At 63.5% G+C, this 18,027-nt stretch carries 17 protein-coding genes and 1 pseudogene; 7 read left to right on the plus strand and 11 right to left on the minus strand.

All coding sequences use genetic code 11. From position 1 onward, the window contains the following. Nucleotides 1–168 precede the first annotated feature (168 nt). From glnT to PP4_RS11005, 5 genes are all read left to right on the plus strand, one after another. Nucleotides 169–1,503, plus strand: a complete 1,335-nt coding sequence (gene glnT / locus PP4_RS10985) for a type III glutamate--ammonia ligase (protein WP_016499248.1) — start codon at nucleotides 169–171, stop codon at nucleotides 1,501–1,503. A 66-nt stretch (nucleotides 1,504–1,569) separates the two neighbouring features. Then, nucleotides 1,570–2,475, plus strand: coding sequence for a class II glutamine amidotransferase (locus PP4_RS10990; RefSeq protein ID WP_016499249.1), 906 nt, complete (start codon nucleotides 1,570–1,572; stop codon nucleotides 2,473–2,475). A 27-nt stretch (nucleotides 2,476–2,502) separates the two neighbouring features. Next, nucleotides 2,503–3,177: a GltB/FmdC/FwdC-like GXGXG domain-containing protein gene (locus tag PP4_RS10995; protein ID WP_016499250.1), complete on the plus strand. Its 675-nt coding sequence runs from the start codon at nucleotides 2,503–2,505 to the stop codon at nucleotides 3,175–3,177. A gap of 15 nt (nucleotides 3,178–3,192) precedes the next feature. Then, complete coding sequence (locus tag PP4_RS11000; RefSeq protein ID WP_016499251.1) at nucleotides 3,193–4,518, plus strand: FMN-binding glutamate synthase family protein; 1,326 nt, start codon at nucleotides 3,193–3,195, stop codon at nucleotides 4,516–4,518. Nucleotides 4,519–4,684: 166 nt separating this feature from the next. After that, entirely contained in the window at nucleotides 4,685–5,989 is a 1,305-nt protein-coding gene (locus tag PP4_RS11005) for an ammonium transporter (RefSeq protein ID WP_016499252.1), read from the plus strand. Nucleotides 5,990–6,113: 124 nt separating this feature from the next. Here PP4_RS11005 and PP4_RS11010 read toward each other — a convergent pair whose 3' ends face one another. Together PP4_RS11010 and PP4_RS11015 are read right to left on the minus strand one after the other, a co-directional pair. Beyond that, a complete protein-coding gene (locus tag PP4_RS11010; protein ID WP_016499253.1) occupies nucleotides 6,114–7,526 on the minus strand; it encodes a purine-cytosine permease family protein in 1,413 nt (470 codons plus the stop codon). Nucleotides 7,527–7,938: 412 nt separating this feature from the next. Further along, nucleotides 7,939–8,391, minus strand: a complete 453-nt coding sequence (locus tag PP4_RS11015) for an Lrp/AsnC family transcriptional regulator (protein ID WP_016499254.1) — start codon at nucleotides 8,389–8,391, stop codon at nucleotides 7,939–7,941. A 111-nt stretch (nucleotides 8,392–8,502) separates the two neighbouring features. Here PP4_RS11015 and PP4_RS11020 point away from each other — a divergent pair, with 111 nt between their 5' ends. Together PP4_RS11020 and PP4_RS27910 are read left to right on the plus strand one after the other, a co-directional pair. Continuing rightward, nucleotides 8,503–9,117 carry a LysE family translocator gene (locus PP4_RS11020; RefSeq protein WP_016499255.1) on the plus strand — a complete coding sequence of 205 codons (615 nt, stop codon included), beginning with the start codon at nucleotides 8,503–8,505 and terminating at the stop codon, nucleotides 9,115–9,117. Nucleotides 9,118–9,183: 66 nt separating this feature from the next. After that, a pseudogene (locus PP4_RS27910) lies at nucleotides 9,184–9,309 on the plus strand (LysE family translocator); the annotation flags it as partial. 20 nt (nucleotides 9,310–9,329) lie between these two features. Here the strand turns inward: PP4_RS27910 and PP4_RS11025 are convergent. The 9 genes from PP4_RS11025 to PP4_RS11065 all read right to left on the minus strand — a co-directional run bounded on the left by PP4_RS11025 (nucleotide 9,330) and on the right by PP4_RS11065 (nucleotide 17,978). Continuing rightward, entirely contained in the window at nucleotides 9,330–11,141 is a 1,812-nt protein-coding gene (locus tag PP4_RS11025; RefSeq protein WP_016499257.1) for an ATP-binding protein, read from the minus strand. Nucleotides 11,142–11,221: 80 nt separating this feature from the next. Next, complete coding sequence (locus tag PP4_RS11030) at nucleotides 11,222–11,785, minus strand: NUDIX hydrolase (RefSeq protein WP_016499258.1); 564 nt, start codon at nucleotides 11,783–11,785, stop codon at nucleotides 11,222–11,224. Between the two features lie 2 nt (nucleotides 11,786–11,787). Then, nucleotides 11,788–12,540 carry a GntR family transcriptional regulator gene (locus tag PP4_RS11035; protein WP_016499259.1) on the minus strand — a complete coding sequence of 251 codons (753 nt, stop codon included), beginning with the start codon at nucleotides 12,538–12,540 and terminating at the stop codon, nucleotides 11,788–11,790. 88 nt (nucleotides 12,541–12,628) lie between these two features. After that, complete coding sequence (locus tag PP4_RS11040; RefSeq protein ID WP_016499260.1) at nucleotides 12,629–13,018, minus strand: carboxymuconolactone decarboxylase family protein; 390 nt, start codon at nucleotides 13,016–13,018, stop codon at nucleotides 12,629–12,631. Between the two features lie 180 nt (nucleotides 13,019–13,198). Then, nucleotides 13,199–13,684, minus strand: coding sequence for a flavin reductase family protein (locus PP4_RS11045; protein WP_016487520.1), 486 nt, complete (start codon nucleotides 13,682–13,684; stop codon nucleotides 13,199–13,201). A gap of 12 nt (nucleotides 13,685–13,696) precedes the next feature. Then, nucleotides 13,697–15,178, minus strand: coding sequence for an aldehyde dehydrogenase (locus PP4_RS11050; RefSeq protein WP_016499261.1), 1,482 nt, complete (start codon nucleotides 15,176–15,178; stop codon nucleotides 13,697–13,699). Further along, nucleotides 15,175–16,008, minus strand: coding sequence for an alpha/beta fold hydrolase (locus PP4_RS11055; protein WP_016499262.1), 834 nt, complete (start codon nucleotides 16,006–16,008; stop codon nucleotides 15,175–15,177). The genes PP4_RS11050 and PP4_RS11055 overlap by 4 nt, the downstream gene beginning before the upstream one ends. 68 nt (nucleotides 16,009–16,076) lie before the next feature. After that, a complete protein-coding gene (locus PP4_RS11060; protein ID WP_003256068.1) occupies nucleotides 16,077–16,673 on the minus strand; it encodes an amino acid synthesis family protein in 597 nt (198 codons plus the stop codon). A 264-nt stretch (nucleotides 16,674–16,937) separates the two neighbouring features. Continuing rightward, a complete protein-coding gene (locus PP4_RS11065) occupies nucleotides 16,938–17,978 on the minus strand; it encodes an LLM class flavin-dependent oxidoreductase (protein WP_016499263.1) in 1,041 nt (346 codons plus the stop codon). Nucleotides 17,979–18,027: the final 49 nt, after the last annotated feature.

Genomic DNA, 18,027 nt, shown 5'->3' on the forward strand with positions numbered 1-18,027 from the left:
CCCACAGGGCTTTGCGGCGAATCCTGAGGGAGCGGGCTTGCCCGCGCAGAGGCCCCAACAGGCACCCAAGGCGCACCTTGAACAAACTTGGCAAGCGCATTGCATTCCTGAGAGGAAAGTAAGTTTCCCTTGCGGAATCATTGCCCCTTGCCCAGGAGTGTTCAACCCATGTTGCCAGCAGAAACCCAGCGCACCCTCGACCAACACGGCATCAAGTACGTGCTGGCGCAGTTCGTCGACATCCATGGTTCGGCGAAGACCAAATCGGTGCCGGTATCGGGCCTGAAGATGGTAGCCGAGGAGGGCGCCGGCTTTGCCGGGTTCGCCATCTGCGGCATGGGCATGGAGCCGCACGGCCCGGACTTCATGGCCCGCGGCGACCTGTCCACGCTGGTTCCGGTGCCTTGGCAGCCGGGCTATGGCCGGGTGGTGTGCGTGGGCCATGTCAACGGCAAGCCTTGGCCCTACGACACCCGCTACGTGTTGCAGCAGCAGGTGCAGCGCCTGGCCGACAAGGGCTGGACCCTGAATACCGGCCTTGAGCCTGAGTTCAGCCTTTTCCGCCGCGACGAAGGCGGCAAGCTGCAACTGGTGGACGCCTCCGACAACCTCGACAAACCCTGCTACGACTACAAGGGCCTGTCGCGCTCGCGGCTGTTCCTCGAGCGCCTGACCGAGGCGCTGCAGCCGGTGGGCTTCGACATCTACCAGATCGACCACGAAGACGCCAACGGCCAGTTCGAGATCAACTACACCTACAGCGATGCCATGGAGTCGGCCGACCGTTTCACCTTTTTCCGCATGGCCGCCGGTGAGATCGCCAACGACCTGGGCATGATCTGCTCGTTCATGCCCAAGCCCGACCCCAAGCGCGCCGGCAACGGCATGCACTTTCACCTGTCGCTGGCCAGCAGCACCCACAAGAACCTGTTCCACGACCCGTCCGACAGCAGCGGCATGGGCCTGTCGAAGCTGGCCTACCACTTTGCCGCAGGGCTGATGGCACACGGCCCGGCGCTGTGTGCCTTTGCGGCGCCGACGGTCAATTCCTACAAGCGTCTGGTGGTGGGCCGGTCGTTGTCGGGCTCCACCTGGGCCCCGGCCTTCGTTGCCTGGGGAGCCAACAACCGCTCGGCGATGGTACGCATTCCTTATGGTCGCCTGGAGTTTCGCCTGCCGGACGCCGGCTGCAACCCGTACCTGGTCACCGCCGCGATCATTGCTGCCGGCCTGGATGGCATTGACCGCCAGCTGGACCCGGGCGAGATGTGCAATGAAAACCTGTACACCCTCAGCCTTGAAGAAATTGCCGCACGCGGCATCAAGACCCTGCCGCAATCGCTGAAGGAGGCCGCCGACGCCCTCGAAGCCGACCCGTTGTTCCGCGAGGTGCTGGGCGCCGAAATCGTCGACGAGTTCATCAAGCTCAAGCGCATGGAGTGGGTGGAGTACTGCCGCCACGTCTCCGACTGGGAAATCCAGCGTTACACCGAGTTCTTCTGACCGCCCCCAATCCCCTGGGCGGCCAATACGAGAGCTGTCGCCCACTGCCTAGTAAGGAGCATCACCATGTGTGGAATTGTAGGCCTGTACCTGAAAAAGCCCGAGCTGGAAGCCCAGCTTGGCAAGCTCTTCGAACCCATGCTCGAAGCCATGACCGACCGTGGCCCGGACAGCGCCGGCTTTGCCATCTACGGCGACGAAGTGGCCGATGGCTGGGTCAAACTGACCCTGCAAGCGGCCGATATAAATTACCCGTGGACCACCCTGATGGGCCAGCTGGAAGGGCACCTGGGCTGCTCGCTGGACTGGTTCCAGAATGCCAGCGCCGCAGTGCTCAAAGTGCATACCGATGAAGCTGCGGCCCGCGCCGCGCTGGCTGCGCTCGCGCCGGAGGTGCGCATCATGAGCGCCGGGCAGAGCATCGAAATCCTCAAGGGCATGGGCTTGCCGGCGGAAATTTCCAGTCGCTTCGGCCTGGCCGGCATGAAGGGCAGCCACATTATCGGCCACACCCGCATGGCCACCGAAAGCGCCGTGACCATGGAAGGCAGCCACCCGTTTTCCACCGGCGCCGACCTGTGCCTGGTGCACAACGGCTCGCTGTCCAACCACTTTCGCCTGCGCCAGGAGCTCAAGCGCGAAGGCATCAGTTTCGAAACCGACAACGACACTGAAGTGGCCGCCGGCTACCTGACCTGGCGCCTGCAGCAGGGTGACAGCCTGGCCCAGGCCCTGGATGGCGCACTGGAAGACCTGGACGGCTTCTTCACCTTTGCCATCGGCACCCGCAACGGCTTTGCCGTGATCCGCGACCCGATTGCCTGCAAGCCGGCGGTGCTGGCCGAGACCGAAGACTACGTGGCCATGGCCTCGGAATACCAGGCACTGGCCGGCCTGCCAGGCATCGAGCACGCCAAGGTCTGGGAACCGGCCCCGGCCACGCTGTACGTCTGGGAACGCGAAAGCGCCTGACCTGCCACCGAACCCCTGGAGAACCATATGAAGACGATCGACCTGTCCAGCACTTCGGTGCGTGTGCTCAACCAGTCCTTGCACGGCGAGGTGCAGGACCTTGAATGGCAAGTGACCCACCCTGGCGGCAAGCACAACCTGGCTGTCGGCATCAACGCTGCCGTGGCGGTGGATATCGAAGGCCATGCCGGCTACTACTGCGCCGGCATGAACCAGCAGGCCAGTGTCACCGTGCACGGCAACGTCGGTGTGGGTGTGGCCGAGAACATGATGTCCGGTTCGGTGCGGGTCAAGGGCAGTGCCTCCCAGGCCGCTGGTGCCACTGCCCATGGCGGGCTGCTGGTGATCGAGGGTGACGCCGGTGCCCGTTGCGGTATTTCCATGAAAGGCGTGGACATCGTGGTAGGCGGCAACATCGGCCACATGAGCTGCTTCATGGGCCAGGCCGGGCGCCTGGTGGTGTGTGGCGATGCCGGCGATGCGCTGGGCGACTCGCTGTACGAGGTGCGCATCTACGTCAAGGGCTCGGTGCAGTCACTGGGCTCGGACTGCATCGAAAAGGAAATGCGCGCCGAACACCTGCAAGAGCTGCAGGAGCTGCTGAACAAGGCTGGCCTGGACCACAAGGCCGCCGATTTCAAACGTTACGGCTCGGCCCGCCAGCTATACAACTTCAAAGTCGACAACGCCAGCGCGTACTGATCCAGGAGCATTCCCATGAGCGAGCAATTCCCCCCGGTACTGCGTGAGTCGGCCACCTTCGATCGCCTGACCATCCAGGAAATCCAGCGTGCCGCCGAAACCGGCATCTACGACATTCGCGGTGGTGGCACCAAGCGCCGTGTGCCGCACTTCGACGACCTGCTGCTGCTGGGCGCCAGCGTGTCGCGTTACCCCCTGGAAGGCTACCGCGAGAAGTGCGGCACGGACGTGGTGCTGGGCAACCGCTTTGCGAAAAAGCCGATTCACCTGAAAATCCCGGTGACCATCGCCGGCATGAGCTTCGGTGCGCTGTCGGCCAATGCCAAGGAAGCGCTGGGCCGTGGTGCGACCATCGCGGGCACCAGCACCACCACCGGCGACGGCGGCATGACCCCGGAAGAGCGCGGCCAGTCGCAGCATCTGGTGTATCAATACCTGCCATCGCGCTACGGTATGAATCCCGATGACCTGCGCAAGGCCGACGCCATCGAGATTGTCCTCGGCCAGGGCGCCAAGCCGGGCGGTGGCGGCATGCTGCTTGGCATGAAAGTGACCGAGCGGGTGGCCGGCATGCGCACCTTGCCGATCGGTGTCGACCAGCGCAGCGCCTGCCGCCACCCGGACTGGACCGGCCCGGACGACCTGGCGATCAAGATTGCCGAGATCCGCGAGATCACCGACTGGGAAAAACCCATCTACGTGAAGATCGGCGCCAGCCGCCCGTACTACGACGTCAAGCTGGCGGTGAAGGCCGGTGCTGACGTGATCGTGCTCGATGGCATGCAGGGTGGTACCGCAGCGACTCAGGAAGTGTTCATCGAGCACGTCGGCATCCCGATTCTGCCGGCCATCCCGCAGGCGGTGCAGGCGCTTCAGGAAATGGGCATGCACCGCAAGGTGCAGCTGATTGTCTCTGGCGGTATCCGCAACGGTGCCGACGTGGCCAAGGCCATGGCCCTGGGGGCTGACGCGGTGGCCATTGGTACGGCGGCGCTGATCGCCCTGGGTGACAACCACCCCCGCCTGGACAGCGAGCTGAGGAAGATTGGCTCGGCCGCCGGCTTCTATGACGACTGGCAAAACGGCCGCGACCCGGCCGGCATCACCACCCAGGACCCGGAGTTGGCCAAGCGCCTGAACCCGGAGGAGGCAGGGCGACGTCTGGCGAATTACCTGCGGGTGCTGGTGCTGGAGGCCCAGACCATGGCGCGGGCGTGCGGCAAGTCGCACCTGCACAACCTTGACCCGGAGGACCTGGTGGCATTGACCGTGGAAGCGGCGGCGATGGCGCGGGTGCCGTTGGCGGGGACGGCCTGGGTGCCGGGGCAGGCGCAGTACTGATCCACCATTTTTGGGGCCGCTTTGCGGCCCTTTCGCGGCACAAGGCCGCTCCTACAGGGGATTGCCGGGCCTGAGCTTGCGCGCTCCCCTGTAGGAGCGACCTTGTGTCGCGAAAGGGCTGCAAAGCAGCCCCAAGGGCCCCCACCATTTCCACAGGAGTGACTCGATGAAGCACCTCAGCCTCGCTGTAATGTTGTTAGCCCTGGCCACCCAGGCCACTGCCGCCGAAACCACCCTGGACACCGGCAACACCGCCTGGATGATCTGCGCCGCGATGTTTGTGTTGATGATGTGCATCCCTGGCCTGGCGCTGTTCTATGGCGGCATGGTGCGTGCCAAGAACTTCCTCTCCGTGTTCACCCAGCTGTTCGCCGTGGCTGGGGTTATCGGCATCCTCTGGGTATTGTTCGGTTACAGCCTGGTGGTCGATACCACCGGCATGGTCGAGGGCCAGATCACCTTGAACAGTTTTATCGGCGGGCTGGACAAGGCACTGATGCTGGATATCGGCCATGACAGCCTGGTCGGCACCATCCCCGAAGGCGTGTTTGCGGTGTTCCAGCTGACGTTCGCCATCATCACCCCGGCGCTGATTGCCGGCGGCTTTGCCGAGCGCATGAAGTTCAGCGCTTCGTTGCTGTTCATGGCGGCGTGGTTCGTGCTGGTGTACGCACCCATCGCCCATATGGTGTGGGGCGGGCCGGGGGCGTTGATGGTCAACTGGGGCGTGCTCGATTTCGCCGGTGGTACTGCGGTGCATATCAACTCTGGCGTGGCTGCCTTGGCTGCAGCGTTGATGCTGGGCAAACGCAAGGGCTACCCTCAGGTGGCCATGCCGCCGCACAACCTCGGCTTTACCCTGGTGGGTGCGGGGTTGTTGTGGGTGGGCTGGTTCGGCTTCAACGTGGGTTCGGGGCTGGCGGCCAACGAGGGGGCCGGGGTGGTGATGCTGGCGACCATGGTGGCGGCTTGTGCGGGGATTGTCGGTTGGTTGCTGACCGAGAAGGTGATGCATGGCCGGCCGACTGCCTTGGGTGCAGCGTCGGGGGCATTGGCCGGGTTGGTGGGCATCACACCGGCTTGCGCGTTCGTCGGGCCCCTCGGTGCGCTGGTGATCGGTGTGCTGACGGGGGCCATCTGCTTCTTTGCCGTGACCCGGCTCAAGCAGGCGCTGGGGTATGACGACAGCCTCGATGTGTTCGGGCTGCATGGCGTTGGCGGGATGGTCGGGGCGGTGCTGACCGGGGTGTTCGCAGCGCCATCGCTGGGGGGCTATGTGGAGGGCGTATCGCCCATCGGGCAGGCACTGGTGCAGCTCAAGGGGGTGGTGTTCACCTTCGTGTACTGCTTCGTGGTGAGCTGGGCGATTCTCGGGGCGATCAAGCTGACTGTCGGGCTGCGGGCCAGCCGGGAGGAAGAAGAGCAGGGGCTGGACCTGGCGGAGCACAATGAGCGGGCTTACAACCTCTGATTGATGTGTTGCCAGCACCGGCCCTATCGCCGGCAAGCCAGCTCCCACAGGTACCCACTAGGCCCAGGCCTGGGGTGCTCATGTGGGAGCTGGCTTGCCGGCGATAGGGCCATTACAGGTTGAATCAGTGCCCCATGGCCAACTTGGCACTCGTCTGCCGACGACGGTAGGCACTGTCACGGCTGGCCAGCCACCAGTACAGCGGCGAGGTAATTGCCAGCCCTACCAGCCACGACAGGTCAGCCCCGTTGATGTGCTCGGAAATCGGCCCGACATACAGCGGCGTGTTCATGAACGGGATCTGCACCACGATACCTACCGCATAGGCAATCAACGCCTGTGGGTTGTAACGCCCGTAGATACCGCCATCGACCTGGAAGATCGACTGGATGTCGTAGTCACCTTTGTGGATGACATAAAAGTCGATCAGGTTGATCGCTGTCCACGGCACCAGCACCACCAGCAGCACCAGCACCATGTCGACGAAGTGGCCGATGAAGTCTGCCGAGGCGAACACCGCCACCACGCAGCAGGCCGACAGCACGATCAGCGACAGCACCGCACGGCTCTTGGCAGTAGGAATCCAGCGATAAGCGAAGGTTTGCACCAGGGTGATGATCGACAGCACCGCGCCATACAGGTTGAGGGCGTTGTGGCTGATGACGCTGAGCAGGAACAGCACCAGCATGATCGGGCCCAGGGTGCCGGTGGCCAGCTTGACCGCATCCATGGTGTCCATGCCTGCCGGGATCGCCAGTACCGCCACGGCGCCGAAGATGAACGACAGGCTCGAGCCCAGGGCAGAGCCCAGGTAGGTGGTCCAGAACGTCGAGCTGACTTTCACATCCGCCGGCAGGTAGCGCGAGTAGTCCGACACGTAGGGCGCAAAGGCGATCTGCCACAGCGCCGCCAGCGATACGGTGGCCAGCCAGCCGGCCAGGTTGAAGCTGCCACGGGTCAGGAAGTCGTCGCTTTGCACGTGGGTGAAGATGTAGCCGAAGCCGACCACGATGCCGATGCCCAGCACCCAGGTGCCGATACGGTTGAGCACGTGGATGAAGCGGTAGCCGATGATACCGATGATGCCCGACCCCAGCGCACCGATGACGATGCCCACCGGTACCGGCACGGTGTCTACCACGCCATGCAGCGACTTGCCGGCGAGCACGATGTTGGAAGCGAAGAAGCCGATGTACATGACACCGGCGATCACCACCACCAGCAGCGCACCGAGGGTGCCGAACTGCGCGCGGCTCTGGATCATCTGCGGGATGCCCATTTGCGGGCCCTGGGCCGAGTGCAGAGCCATCAGTACCCCGCCGACCAGGTGGCCGACCAGGATGGCGACGATGCCCCATATCAGGTTCAGGTGAAACAGCTGCACGCCCAGCGCGCCGGTGACGATGGGCAGCGGCGCGATATTGCCGCCGAACCACAGTGTGAACAGATCCCTTACCTTTCCATGGCGGTCTTGCGGGGGCACGTAGCCGATTGTGTGTTTTTCTATCAGGGGTGCCGAATTGGCTGCACTGGTCATGACTGACTCCAAGGCAAGGTAGGGCATCGGGAGCTGCCCGGGGGCGTGCCGGCGATGGGCGACGCGTTCTTGTTGGAGGGATGATGCGGGGCGCGGGGATAACGAGAAATTAGTAAATATGTACCCATAAACCTTAAAAAACCTAAGGCTGACAAAAGCTTAAGCGGGTGACGGTAGCAAGGACGGTGCCAGTTGGCGGCAGGGCCTGGGATAGAGGGGTTGAGCCCTGTGTCGGTAGAAATCGGTGGGCTTTGATGGTGCGTGATGCGCGTTTTCAGGGCAGCTGAATCGTTGCCTGTATAGGCCCTATCGCGAGCTTGCCCGGTGCCACAGGTATGGCGCAGCGTTTGGTACCTGTAGTGAACCTGTGGCAGCGGGCGAGCCCGCGAAAGGGCCAGTACAGGCGATGGAGCTACATCGGCAGCAACCGGTCCTGAATCACTTCTTTCATTACCAGGGTCGAGCTCAGGCGCTTCACGTTGGGAATGCTGGTCAGTTTCTCGTCGTACAGCTTCTGAAACGCCGGCAGGTCCTTGGCCACCACATGCAGCAGGTAATCCGGATCGCCAAACAACCGCTGCGCTTCGACGATCTGCGGGATCTCCGAAAGTGCCGCTTCAAAATCCGCCACTGGCTGGCGGGTGACCTCGCGCAGGGTCACGAACACCAGCGCAGCAAAGTTCAGCCCCAGGGCGCTCGGGGCCAGGCGGGCGTGATAGCCGAGTATCGCCCCGGACTCCTCCAGTGCCTTCAAGCGCCGATGGCACGGCGACAGGCTGAGCCCCACACGCTCGGCCAGCTCGGTTACCGACAGCCGACCGTCTTTTTGCAGCTCGGCAAGTATTTTTCTGTCCGTTCTGTCCATTGAGAAGAATCTTCCGGTAAATGAACCATTGCAGGGAATATACGAAAGAAAATCCCCGAGCGGAATCCGTAATCTTTCGACATCCCAAGGCAGTAGATAAGGAAGATTCAAGTGGCTATCAGTGTGCTGACGGCATTTTGGGCCGTGTCGATGCTGTTTGTGATTACCCCAGGTGCAGACTGGGCTTACGCCATTTCGGCAGGCATGCGCGGGCGCTGGGTGATGCCCGCAGTGGCGGGGATGTTGTCGGGGCATTTCCTGGCGACACTGGTGGTGGCTGCGGGTGTAGGCAGCCTGTTGGCAGGCCACCCGCTGGCGCTGACCCTGCTGACCTTGGCAGGGTGCAGCTACCTGCTGTGGCTGGGCGGCAACCTGTTGCTGAGCCCGGCGTTGCCCGAGGCCGGGCAGGGTGGTGAGGGGGAGTCGGGTTCGCGTTGGGCGTTGAAAGGGTTTTGCGTCAGCGGCTTGAACCCGAAAGTGTTCCTGCTGTTCCTGGCCTTGCTGCCGCAGTTCACCGACCCGCAGTCGAGCTGGCCGGTGCCTTTGCAGATCTTGCTGCTGGGCCTGGTGCACCTGTGCAGCTCGCTGGTGATCTACTCACTGGTCGGCTATGGCGCCAAAGCCGTCCTGAGCACCCGGCCGGGGGCGGCGAAGCTGGTCGGGCGGGTATCGGGGGTGGCGATGATTACCGTGGCCCTGGGTTTGATAGCCGGGCAGATCAACTGATTTCACCCGTGACAAATGGCCTCAGATACACTCGCCGCAAACCCACGCACAACCAGGATGTGCCCCATGCCTGAAACCACCCAACTGCTCACCTTCGCCCTGATCTGCCTCGGCATGGTGCTGACCCCGGGGCCGAACATGATCAACCTGATCTCCCGTTCGATGCATGCTGGCAGAAGGGCGCCGTTGATCGTCCATTGCGCTGCAAGGTATCAGTGGCTGCTGGCCGAGGCGTCTTCGGCCGAGGCCGCAGGCGGATCCTCCTGTGGCAGGTAAAGGGTGAAGGTGGTGCCCTGGCCGGGGATGCTTGCCACCTGTACATCGCCCCCGGACTGCTTGGCAAAACCGAACACCTGCGACAACCCGAGCCCGGTACCCTCACCCGGGGCTTTTGTGGTGAAAAACGGGTCGAAGATGCGCTCCAGCAGCTCGGCGGCAATACCCACACCGCTGTCGCTCACCGAAATCGCCGCGAACCGGGCTGGCGGCGAAGGCTGGCCGCGCAGGGCAGGCAGGCGCTGGTCAGCCTGCAGGCGCAGCTGCAAGGTGCCTTCGCCGGCCATGGCGTCGCGGCCGTTGAGCATCAGGTTGATCACCGCGGTTTCCAGCTGGCTGAGATCGGCGCGGATGTGGCACGGCGCCTGCGGTAGTTGCAGCTCGACCTGAATGCGCGCCCCGGTGGCGGTGTCGAGCATGTCGGCCATGGCCTCCAGCCGTGGCCCGGCCTCGAACACTTCGGGGCTGAGGGCCTGGCGGCGGGCGAAGGCCAGTAGCTGCCCGGTCAGTTTGGCACCACGGTGGACTGTGTCAGATATGGTCTTGATGTAGCGCTCGCGGCGTTTTTCATCAAGGTTGGGGCGCTGCAGAAAGTGCAACGACGAGCGAATGATCGTCAGCAGGTTGTTGAAGTCGTGCGCCACGCCACCGGTCAGCTGGCCGATGGCTTCCAGCTTCTGGGCCTGGCGCAACACTGCCTCGGTGTGCACCAGCTGGGTGGTGCGCTCGTCGACGCGGTGTTCGAGGGTGGCATTCAGCGCCTCCAGTGCAGCCATGGCCTCACGCACTTCGGCATGGGCCTGAACCCGCTGGATATGCGCCCAGCAACGCTCGGTCACTTCGCTGATCAGCGCCTGTTCGTAGTGTGTCCATGTGCGCGGGGCGTTGTCATGGATCGCCATCAGAGCGATGAGGCGGCCGCCTTTGATCAGCGGCATGCAGATGGTGGCGGTAATGCCGATGGCCTGGAAGGTGGCGGCTTCGTCGGCGGCCAGTTCACTGAGGTTGTCGTTGATCACCAGCGGCAGGCCGCTGCGCAGGCGGCTGAGTGCCAGACGGCCGAAGTCGTGCAGTTGGTACTGGCCCACCAGCCTCGGCGAGCCGGGGGCCACCGCGTCGCCACAGATGGTAAAACCGTCCTCGTCAGCGTCCATCACCGCATACGCGCAACTGGAAAGGCCCAGGTGCTCGACCATCATGCGCGTGGTGGTGTCCAGGATCTGGTCCGCGGCGGTGGCGTCGGCTATGGCACGGCCGAGTGCGTCGAGAAAGTTGAGGTGCCTGTTGGCGAGCACGCTGGTGGTGGTTTCGGTGACCGTGTCGAGCATGCCCAGCACCTCGCCATCGAGGCCGCGAATCGGGCTGTAGCAGAAGGTGAAATAGGCCCGCTCCGGGCCGCCGTTGCGGTCGATGATCAGCGGAAAGTCTTCGATGTACACCGCTTCGCCAGCCAGGGCACGGTCAGCCATGCTGCCAATGTCGGCCCAGGCTTCCTGCCACACGTCGCGGAAGGGGATGCCAAGGGCCAGGGGCTTGCGCCCGAGAATCTGGGTGAAAGCATCGTTGTGCAGGGTGAGCAGGTCCGGGCCCCAGAGTACGGCCTGCGGGAAGCGCGAGGCCAGGCACAGGGCCATGGTGGTCTTCAGCGCATCCGGCCAATGTTCCAGTGGGCCCAGGGGGGTGTTGGCCCAGTCGTGGTTGCGGATGCGTTCGGCCATCAGCCCGCCGCCGTCTAGCCATTTCGCCATGTGCTCTGTCGGTCCTTGTTTCAAGGTCTTTAGGGTGCACCGAGAATAGACGGTTGGCGAGTATTTTGTGGTGGTCTGTGCTAGCGAATGAAGTGCACCTTGCCGGTGTCATCATTGCCCATGTAAATGCCATACACCCCAGCCTGCCGCTCAAGGATGTAGCGCTCGAGAATCTGCCGGATTGCCGGGTAGTAGATCTCTTCCCACGGAATCTCGTCGGGTTCGAAGAACTTGTACGCCAGGGTCTCCGGCCCGTACTGCCCGGTTTCTTCGGTGACGCTGGCGCGGAAGATGATGTACACCTCGCTGATTTTCGGCACGCTGAAGATGGAGTAGGGCGAGACGATGTCGGCACGCACGCCGCTTTCTTCCCAGACTTCGCGCAGTGCCGCCTGCTCGGTGGTTTCGCCAGCCTCCATGAACCCGGCCGGCAAGGTCCAGGTGCCGGGGCGTGGCGGGATGGCGCGCTGGCACAACAGGTATTTGCCATCGCGCTCGATGATGCAGCCGGCGATGATCTTCGGGTTGATGTAGTGGATGTAGCCGCAGCCGGTGCAGTGCAGGCGTTCGTGGGTGTCGCCTGTGGGAACGCCCCGGGCCAGTTCCGTGGTGCAGTGCGGGCAATAGCGCGGGGCGGTAGGCATGATCAGCGACCTATGCGGGGTTCCTTGAGGGCCAGGGGCTCGACGATGTCGCGCACCTTGGGGTTGTCATCCTGCTTCTGGCGCAGGTAGTCCAGCGCCACCTTGGCGGCAGCGCGGACGTGGTCGACCGAAGCCTGGTGGGCCACCAGCGGGTCGCCGCCCTTGATGGCTTCGACGATCTTTTCCATTTCGCGGTTGCTGGCGCCACGGCGGTTTTCCTGCGAGACCGAGGTGGCGCGCAGGTAGCTGATGCGTGCCTGCAACTGGCGCAGCTGCTGGGCCGCCACCTGGTTGCCGGAGCCTTCCAGCAGCACATCGTAGAAACCTTGTACCGAATCCAGCACCTGTTGCAGCTCGCCTTCTTCCAGCGCTTCGCGGTTCACCTCCAGCGCACGCTCCAGGGCACGAATGTCCTTGGCCTTGGCGTTGAGAGTGAACAGCTGCACGATCAGGCCCTCGAGCACGCAACGCAGCTCGTAGATGTCGCGGGCGTCTTCCAGGGTGATGATGGCCACGCGCGGGCCCTTGGCGTCGGCAAACTCCACCAGGCCTTCAGACTCCAGATGACGCAGGGCTTCGCGTACCGAGGTGCGGCTGACGCCAAGGCGGTCACAGAGGTCGCGCTCGACCAGGCGGTCGCCCGGGAGCAGGTGGAAGTTCATGATCGCCGCGCGCAGCTTGTCTAGCACGATTTCGCGCAGGGTAACGGGGTTGCGGTTGACCTTGAAGCTGTCGTCGAGTGGCTGGCGTTTCATCAGGTGCGCTCTTTAAGAGGCTGTTGCGCCAACATCGCGGAACGCCCCGAACCGAGGCTTTCCATGCAGTGGTTCGAACAGCCCGTTGTTATCGGGTTGACTCCGCATCGGCTTCGGCAAACGCTTCACGGGCCAGGCGGAAACTGTCCACCGCCGCGGGTACGCCGCAATAAATACCGACCTGGAGCAGAATTTCGCGAATCTGTTCACGGCTCAGGCCATTGCGCAATGCGCCGCGAATGTGCAGCTTGAGCTCGTGGGGCCTGTTGAGCGCGGAAATCATGGCCAAGTTTATCATGCTGCGCTCTTTGAGCGACAAGCCTTCGCGGCCCCAGACGTGGCCCCAGCAGTATTCGGTGACCAGCTCCTGCAATGGCTTGGTGAACTCGTCGGCGTTCTGGATCGAGCGGTTGACGTAGTCCTCGCCCAGCACCTGGGTACGGATCTGCAGGCCTTTCTCGTACTTTTCATTGCTCATGCGCAGTACTCCGGAATAAAACAGGGGCCGCAACCGAGGGTGAGACGATTAGCGCGACCCCTGAAAACAGGGTCATCGTGTTGGCTTCTTCGCGGGCTTGCCAGCTCCCACAGGTTCTGCAGGCGATACCTGTGGGAACGGGCAAGCCCGCGAAGAGGCCAACACCGACTTCAAGCTATATCAGCCGAGGGGCGGCAGGGCGCCCAGCTTGCCTTTGTGGTAGACCATCGGCGTCACCGGCTCGGCCGGCAGCACCAGGTTCTTCACTGCGCCGACGATGATCGCGTGGTCGCCGCCGTCATACTCGCGCCACAGTTCGCACTCGATGATCGCCGTCGCCTTGGCCAGCAGCGGGTTGCCCAGCTCGCTCAAGTGCCACTCGACGCCCTTGGCCTTGTCCTTGCCCTTGCCGGCGAAGGCATAGGCCTCGGCAGTCTGTTCGGCGGACAGCAGGTGAATGGCGAACTGCTTGCTGTCACGCAGGATCGGATAGGTGTCGGAGGCGTAGTTGGGGCAGAACAGTACCAGCGCCGGGTCGATCGACAACGCGCTGAAGGCGCTGGCGGTGATGCCGACAATGGCGCCGTCGGCGTCCAGGGTGGTGACTACCGTGACGCCGGACGGGAAAGAGCCCATCACGTCTTTGTAGATGCCGGGTTCGATCATCTCGTGTTCCTCCTAGCGCATCACGAACGGGTCGGGCATCGGCGCGGTGGACAGGTTGATCCACACGGTCTTCAGCTCGGTATAGGCCAGCACCGAATCGATGCCGCTCTCACGGCCGTAGCCGCTGTTCTTGAAACCACCAATTGGCGCCATGGCCGACACGGCGCGGTAGGTGTTGACCCAGATGATCCCCGAGCGCACGTCGCGGGCCAGGCGATGGGCACGGCCCAGGTCGCGGGTCCAGATGCCGGCTGCCAGGCCGAACTGCGAGTCGTTGGCGATGGCCAGGGCTTCCTCTTCGGTCTTGAAGCGGATGACCGCAGCGACCGGGCCGAACACTTCTTCCTGCATGATGGTCATCGAGTTGCTGTCGCACTCGAACAGGGTCGGCTCGTAGAACCAGCCGTCACCCTCGACCTCGGCACGCTTGCCGCCCATGTGCAATTTGGCGCCTTCAGCCTTGGCCGCAGCCACCAGACCTTCGACCACGGCCAGCTGCTGTGCGGTGGCCATGGGGCCCATTTCGCTGGCGTCGTCTTGCGGGTTGCCGATGCGGATGCGCTTGGCGCGGGTAACCAGGCGCTCTACGAATTCGTCGAAGATCTCGTCCTGCACCAGCAGGCGCGAACCGGCCACGCAGCTTTGCCCGGAGGCGGCATAAATGCCAGCCACGGCACCGTTGATGGCGCTGTCCAGGTCGGCGTCGGCGAAGATGATGTTCGGCGACTTGCCGCCCAGCTCCAGCGACAGCTTGGCGAAGTTCTCGGCACTGCTGCGTACCACGTGGCGGGCTGTGGCGGCGCCGCCGGTGAAGGCGATCTTGCGCACCAGCGGGTGGCGGGTGAGTGCTGCGCCGGTGGTTGGGCCGTAGCCGGTGACCACGTTGACCACGCCAGCCGGGAAGCCGGCTTCGAGGGCCAGCCGGGCCAGCTCGAGGATGGTCGCCGAGGCGTGCTCGGAAGGTTTGAGCACGATGGTATTGCCGGCAGCCAGGGCCGGGGCCAGCTTGATCGCGGTGAGGTACAGCGGGCTGTTCCACGGGATGATCCCGGCCACCACGCCGATGGGCTCGTGCACGGTGTAGGCGAACAGGTCGGGCTTGTCCAGCGGCAGGGTGCCGCCTTCAAGCTTGTCGGCCAGGCCTGCGGTGTAGTGGAAGAACTCTGGCAGATAGCCGACCTGGCCGCGGGTTTCGCGGATCAGCTTGCCGTTGTCACGGCTTTCCAGCTGGGCCAGGTGTTCCTTGTTCTCGGTAATCAGGTCACCCAGGCGACGCAGCAGCTTGCCACGCGCGGTGGCGGTGATGCTGCGCCATTCCTTGCTTTCGAAGGCACGCTGGGCGGCCTGCACGGCCAGCTCGACGTCGGTTTCGTCAGCGTCGGGAAGCTGTGCCCAGGCCTGGGCGGTGGCCGGGTTGAGGCTGTCGAAGGTCTTGCCGCTCTGGGCATCGCGCCATTGGCCGTCGATGCACATCTGGAAACGAACGAGGGTCATGCAACAATCCCCTTGGCGGATTCGGTGAGGGTGCGGGCTTGCGCGAGGAAGTCCAGCAGCATCTTGTTGACTTCACGGGGTGCTTCTACCGGCATCATATGCCGTTGCTCGGCGAGGACCACACTGTGCGCACCCGGGATGCTGGCGGCGAGCTGGCGGGTCATGGCCGGGGTGGAGCCCGAGTCGAGTTCGCCCGTGGCGATCAGCGTCGGCACCTGGATGCTGCCCAGGTCGCCGGCGCGGTACATGTCCTGGGTGGCAAACAGCGAATACGTGGTGTGGTAGCCCTGCGGGTCGTTGCTCGCCAGCACCTGGCGAATGGCGGCGACCTGCGCCGGGTTGGCAGCCTTGTACTCACGGCTGAACCAGCGGTCGAGGGCAGCATCGACGTTGGCGTCGGGGCCCAGCTCTGCCGCCTGGGCAGCGCGGGCGATCACGCCGGCACTCTGCTCGGGGGTGCGGTTGAACACGCTGTTGAGCACGACCAGTGCAGCCAGGCGCTGCGGGTAGTTAAGGGCAAAGGCACGAGCAACCAGCCCGCCCATGGAGAAGCCGATCACGGTCGCTTGTTGAATTTGCAGGTGCTCGAGCAGTTCGGCGAGCTGGTCGGCGTAGCCTTCCAGCGGCGTGTCGGCAGCCGGCACGCGGCTTTGACCATGGCCGAGCATGTCGTAGGCGATGACGCGGTAGTCGTTGGCCAGGCCAACGATCTGACCGCCCCACATTTCCTTGTTCAGGCCCACGCCGTGGATCAGTACCACGGGTTGGCCCTGGCCTACGGACAGGTAGCTGGTGCCGGCAGGTGTACGTTCAGCGACAGGCTGAATCATGGAGGGCGCTCCTTGAAGGTCGGGCACGGCGGGAAAGCACGCCACGCCCCGGCCCGTCTTGGTTGTTGTTATTGAGCGTTGGCTTTTTCGGCAGCCAGTTCTTCCAGGTCGATGTAGCGGTTGCCGATGCGCGGGTGCAGGCGGCCACCGTCGGCGGCGCCCAGCACCACGACGATTTCATCGGCGCGCGGGGCGTCTTCGATCTGCATTTCCAGGGTGATGTAGTGCGAACGCAGGCCTTCGTCGTCCTTCTGCATCATCGGGATCTGGATCGAGGTACCAGGGCCGCCGCGCTTGTTGGTGAAGCTCAGGTAGCTCTTGGCCTGGACCGCTTCGCGGTAGTGGTTGCCGAAGCGCAGGGTGTGGATCACCGCCGACGCATGCTCGATCTCGCCGTCGGCGCCGACCACAGCAGCTTTGCCGTAGGCTTCGATCTTGTCGGCACCACCGATAGCGGCGGTCAGGCGCTCGACCATCAGGGCACCCAGCTCCGAGCAGTTGGCGCGGATTTCCGGCTTCAGATCTTCAACAAAACCGCGACCGGCCCATGGGTTCTTTATCACGACGGCCAGGCCGACCATGGTCACCGGTTTGTCGGTGGCCTTGCCGCCTTCGATGCGGGTCTCTTCGGAGTAGGTGACGATCTTGCGGATTTCGAAACTCATGGGTGGCTCCTGGTGAGGGTTATCAGCTCTTGTTGTCTGATGGTATACCATAATATTTGTTGTGCAAGAGGTGTCACGAAATTTCTCTTGCCGGGGGACGAAAGGTGGCCTGATGCCTTGATTTCTCTGTTGTCTGTACTGGCCGCTTCGCGGGCTTGCCCGCTCCCGCAGGGACTGCACAGGTTTCAAAAAAAAGCCCGCTCACGCAGGCCGAAGGGGCCCACGGGAGCGGGCGCGTCCCGCAATGATTCAGGCAATGGGAATTCAGGCGAACGCCGGCACCACTTCCTTGATGAACAGCTCCAGCGACTTCTTCTTTTCGGCGTGGGGCAGGCTGTTGTCGCACCAGAAGCTGAACTCGTCGACGCCGAGCTCCTGGTAGTACTTGATGCGCGCGATAATTTCTTCCGGGGTGCCGATCATGGTGTTCTTGCGGATGTTCTCCAGCTGGAATGCCGGCACTTCGGCAAACTTCGATTCCGGGCTCGGCTCCAGGAAGCCGTTGACCGGTACCGTCTTGTTGCCGAACCAGGCATCGAACGTCCGGTAGAAGCGCGAAATGGCCTGGGCGCCGATTTTCCAGCCTTCAGGTTCCGCCGGGCTGTGCACGTGGGTATGGCGCAGCACCATCAGTTGGGGGCGCGGCACGTCCGGGTTGTTGTCCAGGGCGGCCTGGAACTTGTTCTTCAGGTCGAGCACTTCTTCATCACCCTTCATCAGCGGGGTGACCATGACATTGCAGCCGTTGGCCACGGCGAAGTTGTGCGAGTCCGGGTCGCGGGCAGCGATCCACATCGGCGGCGTTGCGTTGAACGGTTTCGGCACGCTGGTGGAGGTGGGGAACTTGTAGACTTCGCCCTCATGGGCGTAGTCGCCTTCCCACAGTTTGCGTACCACAGGCACCATCTCGCGCAGCGCCTTGCCGCCGTCGGTGGCTGGCATGCCGTTGGCCATGCGGTCGAACTCGAACTGGTAGGCGCCACGGGCCAGGCCCACTTCCATGCGGCCGTTGCTGATCACGTCGAGCAGGGCGCATTCGCCGGCGACGCGGATCGGGTTCCAGAACGGCGCAATGATAGTGCCGGCACCCAGGCGAATTTTTTCTGTGCGCGCGGCCAGGTAGGCCAGCAGCGGCATCGGGCTTGGCGAAATGGTGTACTCCATGGCGTGGTGTTCGCCAATCCACACGGTGCTGAAACCGCCGTCTTCGGCCATCAGGGTCAGTTCGGTCAGGTCTTCGAACAACTGGCGGTGGCTGACCTGTTCATCCCAACGTTCCATGTGTACGAACAACGAAAATTTCATGGGGCTTTCCTCAACGCTTGAAAGGGGCTGGCGCCTGGCAGGGTGGGCG

Origin of the sequence: Pseudomonas putida NBRC 14164, assembly GCF_000412675.1 — a bacterium.
GTDB classification, from domain to species: Bacteria; Pseudomonadota; Gammaproteobacteria; order Pseudomonadales; family Pseudomonadaceae; genus Aquipseudomonas; species Aquipseudomonas putida.